Genomic DNA, 14,346 nt, shown 5'->3' with positions numbered 1-14,346 from the left:
CCCCAGACACGCAGCGAGAAATTCAAACGTCGGGGATTTTTTGGAGGCTGTTGTGGTCAAATTCAGGGCTTCATATATCGGATGTCATCCGGTGTGCCCTGCACCCGCGTCCTCGATCGCTATGTGTTCGCGGCGAATGCCAAACTGAGTTGCACCCTCGGGCCTTTTCGACGCGGTCGAGAACCAGCTGCCAACGTCCATCAGGTTCATTTTCAGACTGACGATAAGTTAAGCCACAAAGCAGTTTTCAGGGTTTCGAGGATCATGGATATAGTAATTTCCGTGATCGGCTTACGACCAAAGTCACGATTGGCCAGCTTGAGGTGATACTCCCTTTTCGAAAGCGTCGCCGCCGCCCCCCCTCTTTGCGAAGCTGAGCGAAAAATGCATCGCCAATCTTTTCGAAACTCTACCCCTTTGCCTCCAACCTGAACCGCTTCTCTTCTTGCTTGGCCTCGCCGGGGTCGATTTCCTCAGCAACGTCACAGCGCGCAACTTCTTTTGCCTTGCGGGCCTGCGCCAAGCTTACGTCTGGATGCACCCCAATCGAGATCAAACGCTCCTTTTCAATCCACCAGATACCTGCATTGCCATAGCTTCGGCCCGTTCGGATTTACCAAGACAAACAGCCCATCAAAGTCCGAGACTCTGAATAGCCATTTCTTCATGCTTTAGGTCGCGAACCTGAATAGCTGACAAAGGCATGATTGGGGGTATCACTTTTCCCACTGAAACTAGACACCCCCATATTAGGGGTATCGCATCAAATGTCTCTGCACGACGTCGGACGAGTAGTTATCGCAAAACCTTTATGAAAAGGCGCAATCGAATGTCATTGAATAAATCTGGAAGATAAATGGTGCCCCCACACGGACTCGAACCGCGGACCTACTGATTACAAATCAGTTGCTCTACCAGCTGAGCTATAGGGGCACTGGGATGTCGTTTAAGCGACGTTTTCGCGGGGCGCAAGACCCAGATCGACGGGTTTTTGCTGCTAAATGGTTTCGTCGCTCCGCAATCGTGCCTATGGTGTTCCAAAGACTTCATAACACTTCACAAACAGGCCCCGCGACATGCAGATCGTCTTTCACATCGGCGCAAATTGCACGGATCAGGACCGGCTTCTCAAGTCCCTGATCAAGAACGCGGAAAGCTTTGCAAAACAAGGCGTCAAGGTGCCGGGCCCCGGCAAATACCGGCGCCTGATCCGCGAGACCATTCAGGCACTCGACGGGGCAGCCCCCGCCCCCGATGCGCGTGAAATCATGCTCGACGCCATTCTGGACGACGAACAATGCAACCGTCTGGTGATGAGCCATTCCAAATTCATGTGCGTCCAGCGGCGGATTTTCGAAAACCGCATTTTTTATGAACTGGCCGAACAAAAGCTGCTGGGGCTGGCAAGCCTGTTTGCAGAAGACGAATTGGAAATCTGTTTGGGGATTCGCAACCCCGCGACCTTCCTGCCCGCCATTCATGACGGCAGTGGCATCGAGGATTTTGATGATTTCATGCGCGGCATCAGCCCGTTCGAGGTGCGCTGGTCCGATCTGGTCGCGCGCATCCGCGCCATTTTGCCCACTGCGACCCTGACCGTCTGGTGCAATGAAGACACGCCGCTGATCTGGGCACAGCTGATCCGCGAACTGGCGGGCGTGGACCCGCTGACCAAGATCACCGGCGGTTTCGATCTGCTCAGCACCATCATGTCACCCGACGGGATGAAACGCTTTGTGGCCTATCTCAAGGCGAACCCGCCCCAGACCGAGCAGCAAAAACGGCGCATTATTGCGGCGTTTCTGGAACGATATGCCCTTGAGGATCAGGTCGAGGATGAAATCGACATCCCCGGCTGGACAGATGAGACGGTCGCCCGTCTCTCGGCCCTATACGAAGACGATCTTGACCGGATCGCGCGCATGTCGGGGGTGAATTTCATTGCCCCCTAGATCCCGTCCCTTCATGCAGTGCGATGTCTTCAGCACCCGTCCGACGGGGGGCAACGGACTTGCTGTGGTTCTGGATGGTCACGGTCTGACGGATGACCAGATGCAAACCTTTGCGCGCTGGACAAATCTTGCGGAAACAACATTCATCTTCCCGCCCAGTGATCCTGCCGCCGACTACGATCTGCGCATTTTCACCCCCGGACGCGAGATGTTGTTTGCCGGCCATCCCACCTTGGGGTCGGCTGAATGCTGGCTTGCGGCGGGTCACACCCCTGCAACCGATGGAAAGATCGTGCAAAACTGCGGCGTCGGGCTCGTTGAAATTGATCTGACGGGATCGGTGCCCGCTTTCGTCGCCCCGCCCACCCGGATCACCCCGATGGACGCCGCGCAACGCGATCGCCTCGTTGCGCAATTCGGCCTTGATCCGGCCTGCGTGACAGACAGCGCGGTGTTGAACAACGGCCCCGAATGGCATGTCCTGCAACTGGCGCAGGCCGAAGATGTCCTGTCTGTCGACCTCGACAAGGTATCACAACAAGACCGTCTTGCGGTCGGACTGATCGCGCCCCAGACCCGCGACCATGACGCAGATTACGAAGTCCGGATGTTCGGGATGCTTTTCGGGATCAAGGAGGATCCGATCACGGGGTCCCTCAACGCGGCCCTTGCACACTGGTTTCAAGACAAGGGGCTGGCCGATGCGCCGTATTGCGTGGCCCAGGGCACACAAATCGGGCGCACGGGCCGCGTGTTCGTGACCCCGTCCCCGGACGGAAGCATCCGCATCGGGGGGCATACGAACATTCTGATCAAAGGGCACGTGACCCTTTGACAGCAGCGGGGATTACATCCCCAAGGCTTCCTTATACATGTCCAAAATCGCTTCTTCCTCGGCGATGTCGTTGCTGTCGCGCTTGCGCAAGGCGATCAGCTTGCGCATGACCTTGGTGTCATAGCCACGGCCCTTCGCCTCGGCCATCACTTCCTTTTGCTGCTCTGCGATGTCCTTTTTCTCCGCATCCAGACGTTCGATGCGTTCGATAAACTGGCGCAATTCATCTGCCGTCACGCGGTAGCTGCTGTCGGATCCAAGATCGGTGGTGTCGGACATATCGGGCCTCATTCATCAGGGTCAAATCGGGTTGCCCCTTCCCTATCGCCACGTCTGGCGCGGGGCAAGCGGTTGCGTGCGTGCCGCCGTCGGGTTACGGGACAGACAGACTGGTGAAAGGCGCAGACATGGAACTCTTGATTGGCATCGGGGCGATCATCTCCCTTATCGGGATCGCCGGCATCATCCTGAGCATCGTCAAGGTGCGACGCGCGCGGCAGGCAGCAACCGATGACGCCGACCTGAAGGCGCGCATCCAGAAAGTGCTGCCCCTGAACCTCGGGGCGTTTCTGGTGTCTGTGCTGGGTCTGATGTGTGTGGTTGTCGGGGTGCTGCTGGCCCCCTGACAGGCGCAGGTCTAACCGATCCCGTCAAATCCCGACGCCTGTTTGATCGCAGTGTCCAGAACCTCCGGCACAGCCCAAAGATCATTGTCCTTTGCCCAATCCCGCATATCGCGGCGCAGGGCGATCAACCCGTCTGTCTGGGCGGCGCGCATGGGCCCGCCCATGCGGCGCGGAAAGCCCAGCCCGTGCACCGCCAGAACATCCACGTCCGCAGGCCGCTGGACGGCACCCTGCGTCACGCAGGCCCCGCCTTCCGCCACCATCGCCGCGACAATCCGGCGGGCGATCTGCGCGCCGTCGGCCCCCGCGTGGCGCCCCCCGAACGGCCCCTTGCGAAACCCGTATGACACCATCGCACCGTCGACGGCATCCTCGCTCAGGCCTTGGGCCACCAGCGTTTGCGCTGCGGCGCGCATCGCTTTTTGCAGCCGCGCGACCGCCGCCTTCCCCATCGGGTCCACTGTGCGGAAGCTGCCGTCGTGGCGTTCCAGCAAGGCGTCGTCAATCCGCCGTTCCGCCACAAAGACATGTCGCAGGGCCACCGATTGCGGATGGGCCATACAGCGGTCGAAGGCGTCCGCCTCGAAGGCAAGCCCTGCCTCAAACGGCAAAAGCGCTGCGGCCTCGACGCAATCAATGACCCGTTGCGGTGCATGCAACGGATTGTCCGCCAGCGCCGTGCGCGCCTTGGCCACCGCCGCGAAATGGGCTGCGGCATCGGCCATCCGCGCCCTCTCGTCCCGGGTCCGGCGGGGTGCCCTGCCGTGTGCCACCAACCCTTGCGCAAACCGCACCGCACCCGAGGCCAGATCGCCCTCGACCACGCCATCCAGCAGTCCGATGCGACGCGCCACATCAGCCTCGACCGCATTGGTCGAAACCATAAGCTGGATTGCTTTTTCAGCCCCGATCAGGCGGGGCAGCCGCTGTGTTCCGCCCGCCCCGGGCACCAGTCCCAGCGCCACCTCCGGCAGGCCCATGCGTGCTTTGGGGGCGGCCAGCCGGTAATGGGCCGCCAGCATCAATTCGAACCCGCCGCCCAAGGCCTGCCCCTGTGCCGCCACGACCACCGGTTTTGGCAAATCCTCGATCAGCGCACACAATTGCGACAGGTCGGGCTGACCCGGCCCCGTGTCAAATTCCGAAATATCGGCCCCCGCCGAAAACAGGGCCCCCGACCCAAGCAGAACCGCGCCTTTGATGTGATCCTCTTGGGCAACCTTGCGAAAGGCGGCCCATAGTCCGGCCCGCAGGTCCTGTGACAAGGCATTGACCGGCGGCGCATCCAGCGTGACCACGGCCACTCCGTCCAGAACCCGAAACCGCACCCGCCGCGCCATGTCGTCACCTTTTGATTTCCGCCCCAAACCGGCGGCCCGTTCCATGGCCTACAATGGCGGCAGTGGTCTGAAAGGGAAAGACAAACTTCGAACCTGTCCCCCGATCAGGCGCAAAACACCTCATAAAGGCGTTCCAGAACCGGCGTCACGCGCGGATCGGACAATTTGTACCGCACAGACCTGCCATGGCGCGTAGCCTCGACCAGACCATCCGCGCGCAACCGCGCCAACTGGCTGGACACATAGGCCTGCGGGGCGCCCACGGCCTGTTCCAGTTCACCCACACTGCGGTCGCCTTCCAGCAACAGGCACAACAGGCGCAACCGCTGGGGGTTCGCCATGATCTTCAAAAGCTGCGCGGCCTCCTGTGCGGCGGCGTCAAGCGCTTCCGCCGCTTCGGCCGGGGTCAGCCCCTTTTTGGTAAACATGCTGTCCATGGACAGGGCCTAACCGGAAGCCGCCCGCGGATCAAGATCAGGCACTGGACCCCGTCGTCGCATGGCCCTAAAACCGGAGCCATGGATATTCGACCTTTGACAGACCGCTACACCGTGTCCCCGCAAATCAACCCCGAAGACGTGGCCGCGATTGCGGCTGCGGGGTACACCACCCTGATCAACAACCGCCCGTGCGAGGAGATCCCCCCCTCCCACCAAACCGATGTCATGGCCGAGGCCGCGAAAGCCGCAGGGCTGGCCTATGTGGCCCTGCCCATCACCCATGCGACCCTCGGGACTGAACTGGCCGAACAGCAAAAGACCATCTGCGATGCGGCATCGGGCCCCGTGTTTGCCTACTGCGCGTCCGGCACACGTTCGACGTTGGTCTGGGCGCTGGGTCAGGCGGGGCACCAGCCTGTCGATGACATTATCGGCGCGGCTGCCGCACAGGGCTACGACATTGCCATGATGCGCCCGCAGCTTCAGGCGCTGGCAACGCGTTAGGGCAAGGTACGGTCTGATCCCGTCGGGTCCGGCGCTTGCGCACCGGTTTCGGGTTCATCCTTACCGGTGTCGGGGATGACCCGCGCCCCGCTGTCGGGCAGCGCGGCCTGCGTCGGGACCGTCGGCGGCACCGGTGGTCGAATGCCCATGTCGTCGTCCATGGTCAGGGTCGGTTGCTGCAGCCGCACCGCCCTTTTGCCGGCCATCTGTCCCAGCCGCGCCACGGCCACCGCACTGCCATCCGGTCCGGTCAGCGTCACAGACCCCACCGTTGTCCCCGCCATGGGCAGCACCTGCCCGACCTCGAACGCCTCGATCCGGTCCATGGGCATGCGCATCCGGCACAGCACGGCATCCAGATCGGCCTCGGCCTCGCACACCGATGCGCGCAACGCGCGATGCCAGCCGTCCTGTCCCTCGCCCGTGCCGTCCCCTTCGATCTTGGGCAGGCGCAGGGCCAGTATGATGTCGCCCGCGACAGCCTCACTCCCGATGTGCACCGCCACCCGCCAGCGCAGATAACTGCCCTGCACCATCACCAGCCCTGCAGTGCGCAGATCGTCGATCGGGGCCACGTCAAGGTCCACCATATCCACCCGTCCGGCCCCGAACCCGACCTCCGCCAACTGGCGCAGCATGTCTTCCGCCAGCGGCAGCATCAGTGCGGCATCCGTGCGCGTGACGCGCCGCTGTTCGGCCATGACCGGCATCAGGCGGCCCATCGTCTGCATATCCACCAACGCCTGCCGCACGACCGGATCAATCAGCATCAGACCCGTCAGCCCGGCATTGGACCCGTCGCGCAGGCCCAGCACCACCCAGCCGTCAGGCCCGTCCTCGATCATCTCTTCCACCTCGCACCTGTCCTCAACGATGTCGTGGACAGTGGCCGACAGCGACAACGCCTGGTCGGCTGCACGCGACACCGCACGCCGCATCAGCCGCAAGGGGGACGCAGGGTCCGCCACAGCGGCCGCAGGCGGTGCCTCAAGCCCCATTTTTCGGGCCAGAACGGGGTTCATAGCGGTCATGTTGCGGGGTCCGGAACGCTGCTCATGCTGCCATGACTAGGGCGCACATCTTACGATCCCATTAATGCGGCTATTGCGCCGCAAGGCTTTGCGCCTCCGGCAAGGTCACGCGAAACGCAGCCCCGCCCTGTGCCGGCACATAGGTCACATCGCCGCCCAATGTGCCCATGATCTGGCGGCAAATCGCAAGGCCAAGCCCCGCACCCCCCGCCTTGCCTTCGTCCTCAAGCCTTGAGAATTTCTCGAAAATCATCGACTGGCTTTCCGCCGGAATGCCCGGCCCGTTGTCAACAAAATCCACCACTCTGCGCCCGCCTAGCTGGCGCACGATGATCTTGAGCGTCGGGGTCTCGGCCACCGCATATTTTGCCGCATTGCTGATCAGGTTGATGAACACCTGCGCCAGTCGTTCGGTGTCGGTGTAAACCTCAACGGCCTCGTTGGGCCGCCTGCGCGAAATTGTCAGCGCGTCCTGATCCACGCCGGATGCCATCACCGCGCGGTCCAGAATATCCTCAAGCGTGCCGCTGCCCATGTTCAACTGAACCTGCCCGCTTTCCAGCACGCCCAGATCCAGCAAATCATCCAGCAGCCGTGTCAGACGGTTCGTTTCGTCATGAATGATGCCGGCAAAGCGTTTGCGGGCATCGTCCTCAACCTCTCCGTCCCGCAGAATGTCGGAAAACGACCGGATCGACGTCATGGGCGTGCGCAATTCATGGCTGATCTGGCTGAGAAACGCATCCTTTTGTATCGACACCGCTGTCAGCTTGTCGTTGGCCTCTTGCAGAGCGCGCGCGGTGCGCTCCTGTTCGGCGGATTTGGCCTCAAGCCGGTTGGAATATTCCATGATCTGCGCGGTTTCATCGGCCACCGCGATCAGGTCATCGACGCTGACCATCTGCCCCTCGGTCAACTGGCCGATCATGGCGTGGGCCGTTGCGGCCCCCACGGACCCGGACAATTCGCGTTCCAGCTTGCCGATAAATTCCGGCGTCACGTCCGGCAAAAATCCGGCCTTGCCCTGCGCCTGCGCCTCGGCCTGAAACAGCCCCTGCGCCTCCGCCCCGCCCAGGATGCGCTGCGCCATGACCAGCAGGTCTTCGGCCTGCGCGGCCGATTGCGACCATGTGCGCGCACCGCTGGAATAGTCGAAGACGTTGACGAATTGTGCGCCCTGCAGCCGCTCCAACGGGTTGGGGAAGGTCAGGATCGACACCACAACAAAGGCGCCGGTGTTCAGAAACATCGACCAGAACACCGCGTGGACCAGCGGGTCCATCCCCTCGATGCCAAAGAGCGCCAGTGGCCGCAACCAGCCGATGCCAAAGGGCCCCACATCAAACACTGCGCGGCTTAGCGCGGCATCCACGCCAAAGCTGGGCAGAAACTGCGTCCAGCCCCAGACCAGAAAGCCCACCGACAGGCCCGCCCCCGCGCCCCAACGGTTGGCCCCGCGCCAAACGACACCGCCCACCATGGCGGGCAACACCTGAATAACCCCCGCAAAGGACACCAAACCAATGGCCGCCAGCGCCGTACCGCCGCCCGACAGACGGAAGTAGATATAGCCAAGCGCCATGATCACCGCGATGGACACCCGCCGCGACACCACGACAACATCGCGCACATCGCCTGACACCATCGCCCCCGGCGTGCGGGAATTCAGCCAGCTGGGCACCACGATGTGGTTGCTGACCATCGTGGCCAGCGCCAGCGTCGCCACGATCACCATGGAGGTGGCCGATGAAAAGCCCCCCAGAAAGGCCAAGATCGCCAGCCCTTCGCGCCCCTGCATCAAGGGGAGCGTCACGACAAACAGATCGGGGTTGGCCCCTTCGGGCATTATGTCCAGCCCCACGACAGCAATCGGCACGACAAACAGGCTCATCAACAAAAGGTACGCCGGAAAGGCCCAGCCTGCCGTGCTCAGATGCCTTTCGTCCGAATTCTCGACCACCAGCACCTGAAACATGCGTGGCAGGCACAAGAACGCAGCACCCGATACAAAGATCAGCCCGACCCAGCGGCTGGGCTGCGGTGCCCATGTGGCCTGTGGCGAGGCGTCGATCAGCGCCAGTGTCGGGCCGATCCCCCCCGCGATGCCCCAAACCACGAAGACGCCGACAGCCAGCAGGGCCACCAGTTTCACCACTGATTCCACCGCAATGGCCAGCACGATCCCGTGGTGACGTTCGTTGGCGTCCAGATTGCGCGTGCCGAACAGCACCGTGAACACCGCCAGCCCGATGGCCACCCACATGGCAGCCCCGTTGAAATCGCTCGCCTCCCACACCTCACCGGACCCGGCGGCGAAGACGCCGATAGATTGGGTGACGGATTGCAGCTGCAAAGCAATGTAGGGGGTGGTGCCGACGATGGCCAAAACCGTGACCATGCCGCCCAGCACCGTGGATTTGCCAAACCGCGAGGAAATCAAATCCGCAATGGATGTCAGACGTTGGGACCGCCCGATGCGCACCAGTTTGCGCAACAGCCACCACCAGCCGATCATCACCAGCGTCGGCCCCAGATAGATCGTCAGAAACTCCAGCCCGGACCGCGCAGCATAGCCCACAGCACCGTAGAACGTCCACGCGGTGCAATAAATGCTCAGCGACAGGGTGTAGATCGACGACGACCGCAGCCAGCCCGATTGCCCCCGCGCGGCGCGCCGTTCGGCGTAGAACGCCACCAGAAACAGGAACACCACATAGCCAAGCGAGACGAGGACCAGCAGGTTGAACGAGATCATTCGCGCACCTGCCCCGTGCCATCCTCAGCCGCGCCGGTCCGCAGCACCCGACTGACGGCAAAAGCCAGCACCACAAGGACAAACCACAGCCCGAACAGATACAGCATCCCGTTGCTGGTCAGGCTCTGGCCTTCGCTGCCACGGGGCCACATCAGTGGCAGGACCATCATGATCGCCGCGAAAACAGGCAGGATGCGGGCGGCGTCGCGCATCCGGCGCTGGCGGTAGCTGGCCCTGTCCAGAAATTCGACCCGTTTGCCCGGACGCACGATGACTTCTGGGGTGGTTTGGTCGGCGTCGGGGCGGGTCACGACGGGGATGTCGCCAGTGCGCGCACGCTCTCCAGCACCTCGGCATTGGAAAAGGGTTTCGTCATGAACCGTGTGGCACCAAGGCTTGTGGCCATTTCACGATCCCGCGCCTGCCCGCGTGCGGTCAGCATCATCACCGGCACCTCGGCGGTGTCGGGGTCTGCCCGCAGGTCCCGCAGGATGTCATAGCCCGATCGGCCCGGCAGCATCACGTCAAGGATAATCAGTTCCGGCACGCCCTGACGCACTTTATCCATGGCGGTTTCGCCATCCGAATGGGTGTGCACAGTCCAGCCATCGCGCGACAGCAAATAACTGATCGCCTCGATGATATTCGGCTCATCCTCGATCAGAAGGACACGTCTGCCCATCGTCACTCCCCTCCCGTGGTGCAAATCCGCCCCCCTCTCCCAAAGGGGCGGCCTGAAAAGTATCGCCAAAGTCCGGCCCTAAGTCAAAGCCTGCCTTCACCCTGCGCCAGCAGGCTGGGATGACGGCGGCTGTCGCAGCTTACGACGGGACACAACCGGCAGCCCGGCCCGACCGTGCCCGCCCCGCCGTTGCCCTTGGCGGGGCGCACCAGCATCGTCGCGGCCACACGCGGCTCCCCCCCGAAAGACACCGGCCCCACAGGCCCCGCGATGGCAAAGCATTCAAAGGCCGTGCGCGCGGCACCGGGCATCCGCACGGTGCGTGCGATGGCGCGGCCCGGCTGGGTCAGCGCCTGATAAAGCGGCCACAACGGACACCCCGCCCCCGCCCGTGGCAGTCGAAAATCCAAGATCGGCTTTTGGAACGTCACCACCCCCGCGGCATCACAGACAGCCAGCCCCATGGGCGGGAGGCTGTCATTGCCGGTCTGGGGCGGCAAATGGGCCAGACGGCGCAACACGACCTCAAGAGGGACACCAAACCGCGCCGCCAGCCGCGCGGGATCACAGGCCAGCGCACGCGCGGCCTGCATGAACGGCCCCAACGGCAAAAGCGCGGCGTCCGCACCCGCCTGCTCCACCCACCCCGTCAAAATACCACGCACCGGCCCGTCCAGCCCCGCCATATCCGGCAGGTCCTGCGCCTCGGCCTCGGCCACGTAGTGCCCCCAGCCGGCCATCACCGCATCCGCGGCCTCAACCGGCGTGGGCAGGGCATCGCCACCGGCCTCGACCTCCATATCCAGAAACCCCAACAGCGCTTGTGAACTTTCGGCCAGCCGCGCCGAATCCGTGTCGATGTTGGCGTGAAACCGCGCCTGCCAGTCCGCGTCCAGATCAGGCGTTTCGGCAAGAATAGACGCGGTTGACCGGATCGCCGTCGCGGTTGAAATCACCTCGTGCAGGGATCCCGCAATCTGGCTGTCATGGGCCAACCGGTCGCTCAGCGCCTGCGTGCGCGCCTCAAGCTGGGCAATCCGTTCGGCCTGTGACGCCACCACCTTGGCCCATCCCGGAAAACGCGCGACCAATGCATCGGCCATCGCCCCGTCGGCCCCTGCCTGTGGAAAGGCCGCCGCAGCCGCCCGCAAAGGGGCCAGCACCGTCTCGTTTCCATCCTCGTCCAAAGCGGCCTCATCCACCTGCAACACCTGCGCCAATACAGCCGTAAGGTGCGACCCGATTCTGCGGCGGTTGTGTTCGATGAGGTTCAGATAGGATGCCGAAATGCCCGCCGCACGCGCCACGTCCGCCTGCCGCAGCCCCAAATCCATCCGTCTGCTGCGCAGTCGCGCCCCTGTTGTTCCCTGCCCTGACATTCACTTTTCCTTAAAGAAACGGCCCGCCGCCGCAGTGCGGTGTAAACTTCTTTACAAAATTCCGCGCCGCGCTGTCTACAAATTTACCAAAATACATTTGGAACCTCCGGCACCGTTGGAAAGTTGCTGCATCCCCCCTTTACTACGCTCACGCTATCAAATGCGTACGCGCACCACGGGCCAGGGAGGTCCCAGCGCAAACACTTAAGGGAGGACTATATGTCTAAATCTAACTTCACACGCCGCGGTGTCATCAAAACCGGTGCCGTCGGTGGTGCAGCCCTCGCGCTGCCACAGTACCTGCGCGCCGATGGCCATGCCGGTTTCACCAACGCCCCCGGCGACAGCGAGGTTGTTCTGGGCTTCAACGTGCCACAGACCGGCCCCTACGCGGACGAAGGCGCGGACGAACTGCGCGCCTATGAACTGGCGGTCGAGCACCTGAACGGTGGCGGCGACGGCGGCATGTTGAACACGTTCAGCTCCAAGGTTCTGGACGGCACAGGCATTCTGGGCCGTGAGGTCAAGTATGTGACCGGCGACACGCAGACAAAATCTGACGCCGCCCGCGCATCTGCCCGTTCCATGATCGAAAAAGACGGCGCCATCATGATCACAGGCGGTTCGTCCTCCGGTGTGGCTGTGGCTGTTCAGGCCCTGTGTCAGGAAGCCGGCGTCATCTTCATGGCTGGCCTCACGCACTCCAACGACACAACCGGTAAGGACCGCAAGGCCAACGGTTTCCGTCACTTCTTCAACTCCTACATGACCGGTGCGGCGCTTGCGCCCGTGTTGGCAGCGCAGTACGGCACCGACCGTAAGGCCTACCACCTGACCGCCGACTACAACTGGGGTTACACCACAGAAGAAGCGATCGTGTCCTCCACCGAGGCCATGGGCTGGGAAACTGTCAACACAGTGAAAACACCACTGACACAGACAGACTTCTCCTCCTACATCGCACCTGTTCTGAACTCCGGTGCCGACGTTCTGGTTCTGAACCACTACGGCGGAAACATGGTCAACTCTCTGACCAACGCGGTTCAGTTCGGTCTGCGCGAAGCACAGGCCAACGGCAAGAACTTCGAAATCGTTGTTCCACTGTACTCGCGCCTGATGGCACGTGGTGCGGGCGAAAACGTGAAGGGCATCTTCGGCTCCACAAACTGGCACTGGTCCCTGCAGGACGAAGGCTCTCAGGCGTTCGTGCGGTCCTTCGGCACCAAGTACGGCTTCCCGCCCTCTCAGGCGGCACACACGACCTACGTGCAGACGCTGCTGTATGCGGATGCGGTCACCCGTGCAGGCTCCTTCGCCCCATGTGCGGTGGCAGAAGCCCTCGAAGGCTACGAATTCGACGGTCTGGGCAACGGCAAGACGCTCTACCGTGCCGACGATCACCAGTGCTTCAAGGACGTGCTGGTTGTGAAGGGTAAAGAGAACCCGACATCCGAGTTCGACCTGCTTGAAATCGTGGAAGTCACACCTGTTGATCAGGTCATGTACGCCCCCGATCACCCACAGATGGGCGGCGCAGACGCCTCCCTGGGTGAGTGCAACAACGGCGCATAAGCCTGACACCGATAAGGGTGGCCCGAGGGTTCGGGCCACCCAACCCACACATCAAACACATCATCCGAGGCTTTACCGCGCTGGCGCGAACAGCCCCATAATACGCAACGATCAGAGGCACCCACCCCATGGACCAGATCATCGTTCAAATTCTCAACGGGCTTGATAAAGGCTCTGCCTATGCGCTGATCGCGCTTGGCCTTACCCTCATTTTCGGAACGCTTGGCGTTGTGAACTTCGCCCATGGTGCGCTGTTCATGATGGGTGCGTTTTGCGCCGTGATCCTGTCGCGCATCCTGTCGGCCTCCTACAAGGTTGTGGATGAAAGCCAGACGGATTTTCTGGGCAACCCGCTGCAGGTGGATGTTTTCTACGTCCAGCGGTGGTTCGGTGACGCCGCGGGTGCCACCATCATGGATTGGGCCGTGCCGCTGGCCATCCTGTTCTCGATCCCCGTGATGATCGGCATCGGGTTTGCGATGGAACGGGGCCTGATCAAGCACTTTTACAAACGTCCCCACGCCGACCAGATCCTTGTGACCTTCGGTCTGGCCATCGTTTTGCAGGAAATCATCAAGTATTTCTTCGGCGCGAACCCCATCCAGACCCCCGCCCCTGACGCATTCAAAGGGTCTTTGGATTTCGGTGTCTGGCTTGGATACGAAGCCAACGCGATCATGTACCCCTACTGGCGTCTGGTCTATTTCTTCTTCTCCGCCCTGATCATCGCCGGTGTCTTCGCCTTCCTGCAGTTCACCACCTTCGGGATGGTCGTGCGCGCCGGTATGGCCGACCGTGAAACCGTGGGCCTTCTGGGCATCGACATCGACAAGCGCTTTACCTTCATGTTCGGCCTTGCCGCCGCCGTGGCCGGTGTCGCCGGTGTGATGTACGCACCGATTGTGGCCCCGAACTACCACATGGGCATGGACTTTCTGGTCCTGAGCTTCGTGGTCGTCGTTGTGGGCGGCATGGGCTCCCTGCCCGGTGCTGTCGCTGCCGGCTTCCTTCTGGGGATCCTTGAAAGCTTTGCGTCCATGCCCGCTGTGGTCGACGTGCTGCCTGGCATCAACCAGATCATCATCTACCTTGTCGCAATCGTCATTTTGCTGACCCGCCCCCGTGGCCTGATGGGTCGCAAAGGCGTGATGGAGGATTAATCCAATGACCGACCAAACCAACCCATCCGTCACAACGGCAACCCCCACCGCGCGTCCGCGCGCGGCCTCG

At 62.2% G+C, this 14,346-nt stretch carries 15 protein-coding genes and 1 tRNA gene; 6 read left to right on the top strand and 10 right to left on the bottom strand.

Features of this window, described 5'->3' with window-relative positions:
* Positions 1-409: 409 nt before the first annotated feature.
* Entirely contained in the window at positions 410-541 is a 132-nt protein-coding gene (locus tag QZ653_RS14945) for an integrase arm-type DNA-binding domain-containing protein (RefSeq protein WP_366933043.1), read from the bottom strand.
* Positions 542-857: 316 nt separating this feature from the next.
* A tRNA-Thr gene (locus tag QZ653_RS02705) sits at positions 858-933 on the bottom strand.
* Positions 934-1,076: 143 nt separating this feature from the next.
* On the opposite strand from QZ653_RS02705, the gene QZ653_RS02700 reads away from it, so the two are divergent.
* Both QZ653_RS02700 and QZ653_RS02695 read left to right on the top strand, forming a co-directional pair.
* On the top strand, positions 1,077-1,952 hold the full coding sequence (locus tag QZ653_RS02700; protein ID WP_296417430.1) for a hypothetical protein: 876 nt from the start codon (positions 1,077-1,079) through the stop codon (positions 1,950-1,952).
* A gap of 13 nt (positions 1,953-1,965) precedes the next feature.
* A complete protein-coding gene (locus tag QZ653_RS02695; RefSeq protein ID WP_296417429.1) occupies positions 1,966-2,787 on the top strand; it encodes a PhzF family phenazine biosynthesis protein in 822 nt (273 codons plus the stop codon).
* Between the two features lie 12 nt (positions 2,788-2,799).
* On the opposite strand, the gene QZ653_RS02690 is transcribed toward QZ653_RS02695, so the two are convergent.
* Positions 2,800-3,066, bottom strand: a complete 267-nt coding sequence (locus QZ653_RS02690) for a DUF2312 domain-containing protein (protein WP_296417428.1) — start codon at positions 3,064-3,066, stop codon at positions 2,800-2,802.
* Between the two features lie 128 nt (positions 3,067-3,194).
* Here QZ653_RS02690 and QZ653_RS02685 point away from each other — a divergent pair, with 128 nt between their 5' ends.
* Positions 3,195-3,413, top strand: a complete 219-nt coding sequence (locus QZ653_RS02685) for a hypothetical protein (protein ID WP_296417427.1) — start codon at positions 3,195-3,197, stop codon at positions 3,411-3,413.
* 11 nt (positions 3,414-3,424) lie between these two features.
* Here QZ653_RS02685 and QZ653_RS02680 read toward each other — a convergent pair whose 3' ends face one another.
* Both QZ653_RS02680 and QZ653_RS02675 read right to left on the bottom strand, forming a co-directional pair.
* The gene (locus QZ653_RS02680) at positions 3,425-4,798 is read right to left on the bottom strand and encodes an enoyl-CoA hydratase/isomerase family protein (protein WP_296417426.1); all 1,374 of its coding nucleotides are present in this window, start codon (positions 4,796-4,798) and stop codon (positions 3,425-3,427) included.
* A 59-nt stretch (positions 4,799-4,857) separates the two neighbouring features.
* Positions 4,858-5,190: an ArsR/SmtB family transcription factor gene (locus QZ653_RS02675; protein WP_296417425.1), complete on the bottom strand. Its 333-nt coding sequence runs from the start codon at positions 5,188-5,190 to the stop codon at positions 4,858-4,860.
* Between the two features lie 81 nt (positions 5,191-5,271).
* Here QZ653_RS02675 and QZ653_RS02670 point away from each other — a divergent pair, with 81 nt between their 5' ends.
* The gene (locus QZ653_RS02670; RefSeq protein WP_296417424.1) at positions 5,272-5,697 is read left to right on the top strand and encodes a TIGR01244 family sulfur transferase; all 426 of its coding nucleotides are present in this window, start codon (positions 5,272-5,274) and stop codon (positions 5,695-5,697) included.
* Here the strand turns inward: QZ653_RS02670 and QZ653_RS02665 are convergent.
* The 5 genes from QZ653_RS02665 to QZ653_RS02645 all read right to left on the bottom strand — a co-directional run bounded on the left by QZ653_RS02665 (position 5,694) and on the right by QZ653_RS02645 (position 11,544).
* A complete protein-coding gene (locus QZ653_RS02665) occupies positions 5,694-6,728 on the bottom strand; it encodes a FliM/FliN family flagellar motor C-terminal domain-containing protein (RefSeq protein ID WP_296417422.1) in 1,035 nt (344 codons plus the stop codon). The two genes, QZ653_RS02670 and QZ653_RS02665, sit on opposite strands and share 4 nt — an antisense overlap.
* A 70-nt stretch (positions 6,729-6,798) precedes the next feature.
* On the bottom strand, positions 6,799-9,483 hold the full coding sequence (locus tag QZ653_RS02660; protein ID WP_296417421.1) for an ATP-binding protein: 2,685 nt from the start codon (positions 9,481-9,483) through the stop codon (positions 6,799-6,801).
* Positions 9,480-9,794 carry a hypothetical protein gene (locus QZ653_RS02655; RefSeq protein ID WP_296417420.1) on the bottom strand — a complete coding sequence of 105 codons (315 nt, stop codon included), beginning with the start codon at positions 9,792-9,794 and terminating at the stop codon, positions 9,480-9,482. The genes QZ653_RS02660 and QZ653_RS02655 overlap by 4 nt, the downstream gene beginning before the upstream one ends.
* Positions 9,791-10,165 (bottom strand): response regulator transcription factor, encoded by a 375-nt coding sequence (locus tag QZ653_RS02650; RefSeq protein WP_296417419.1) that lies wholly within the window; start codon positions 10,163-10,165, stop codon positions 9,791-9,793. The genes QZ653_RS02655 and QZ653_RS02650 overlap by 4 nt, the downstream gene beginning before the upstream one ends.
* 83 nt (positions 10,166-10,248) lie before the next feature.
* Positions 10,249-11,544 carry a helix-turn-helix domain-containing protein gene (locus QZ653_RS02645; RefSeq protein ID WP_296417418.1) on the bottom strand — a complete coding sequence of 432 codons (1,296 nt, stop codon included), beginning with the start codon at positions 11,542-11,544 and terminating at the stop codon, positions 10,249-10,251.
* Between the two features lie 219 nt (positions 11,545-11,763).
* Between QZ653_RS02645 and QZ653_RS02640 the strand changes: the two genes are divergently transcribed.
* Both QZ653_RS02640 and QZ653_RS02635 read left to right on the top strand, forming a co-directional pair.
* The gene (locus tag QZ653_RS02640; protein WP_296417417.1) at positions 11,764-13,116 is read left to right on the top strand and encodes a substrate-binding protein; all 1,353 of its coding nucleotides are present in this window, start codon (positions 11,764-11,766) and stop codon (positions 13,114-13,116) included.
* 128 nt (positions 13,117-13,244) lie between these two features.
* Complete coding sequence (locus QZ653_RS02635; RefSeq protein WP_296417416.1) at positions 13,245-14,276, top strand: branched-chain amino acid ABC transporter permease; 1,032 nt, start codon at positions 13,245-13,247, stop codon at positions 14,274-14,276.
* The last annotated feature ends 70 nt before the right edge of the window (positions 14,277-14,346 follow it).

The sequence above is a fragment of the Pseudooctadecabacter sp. genome (assembly GCF_020627745.1).
Taxonomy (GTDB): Bacteria; Pseudomonadota; Alphaproteobacteria; order Rhodobacterales; family Rhodobacteraceae; genus Octadecabacter.
Note: the sequence above shows the minus strand (reverse complement) of the source record. Positions and strands in the feature narration are given on the sequence as shown.

What these genes read in the sequence shown, in the direction of transcription:
- QZ653_RS02670 (WP_296417424.1), top strand. Translation starts at nt 5,272, where the DNA reads ATGGATATTCGACCTTTGACAGACCGCTACACCGTGTCCCCGCAAATC.
- QZ653_RS02680 (WP_296417426.1), bottom strand. Translation starts at nt 4,798, where the DNA reads ATGGAACGGGCCGCCGGTTTGGGGCGGAAATCAAAAGGTGACGACATG.
- QZ653_RS02665 (WP_296417422.1), bottom strand. Translation starts at nt 6,728, where the DNA reads ATGACCGCTATGAACCCCGTTCTGGCCCGAAAAATGGGGCTTGAGGCA.
- QZ653_RS02645 (WP_296417418.1), bottom strand. Translation starts at nt 11,544, where the DNA reads ATGTCAGGGCAGGGAACAACAGGGGCGCGACTGCGCAGCAGACGGATG.
- QZ653_RS02690 (WP_296417428.1), bottom strand. Translation starts at nt 3,066, where the DNA reads ATGTCCGACACCACCGATCTTGGATCCGACAGCAGCTACCGCGTGACG.
- QZ653_RS02660 (WP_296417421.1), bottom strand. Translation starts at nt 9,483, where the DNA reads ATGATCTCGTTCAACCTGCTGGTCCTCGTCTCGCTTGGCTATGTGGTG.
- QZ653_RS02700 (WP_296417430.1), top strand. Translation starts at nt 1,077, where the DNA reads ATGCAGATCGTCTTTCACATCGGCGCAAATTGCACGGATCAGGACCGG.
- QZ653_RS02635 (WP_296417416.1), top strand. Translation starts at nt 13,245, where the DNA reads ATGGACCAGATCATCGTTCAAATTCTCAACGGGCTTGATAAAGGCTCT.
- QZ653_RS02640 (WP_296417417.1), top strand. Translation starts at nt 11,764, where the DNA reads ATGTCTAAATCTAACTTCACACGCCGCGGTGTCATCAAAACCGGTGCC.
- QZ653_RS02650 (WP_296417419.1), bottom strand. Translation starts at nt 10,165, where the DNA reads ATGGGCAGACGTGTCCTTCTGATCGAGGATGAGCCGAATATCATCGAG.
- QZ653_RS02685 (WP_296417427.1), top strand. Translation starts at nt 3,195, where the DNA reads ATGGAACTCTTGATTGGCATCGGGGCGATCATCTCCCTTATCGGGATC.
- QZ653_RS02675 (WP_296417425.1), bottom strand. Translation starts at nt 5,190, where the DNA reads ATGGACAGCATGTTTACCAAAAAGGGGCTGACCCCGGCCGAAGCGGCG.
- QZ653_RS02695 (WP_296417429.1), top strand. Translation starts at nt 1,966, where the DNA reads ATGCAGTGCGATGTCTTCAGCACCCGTCCGACGGGGGGCAACGGACTT.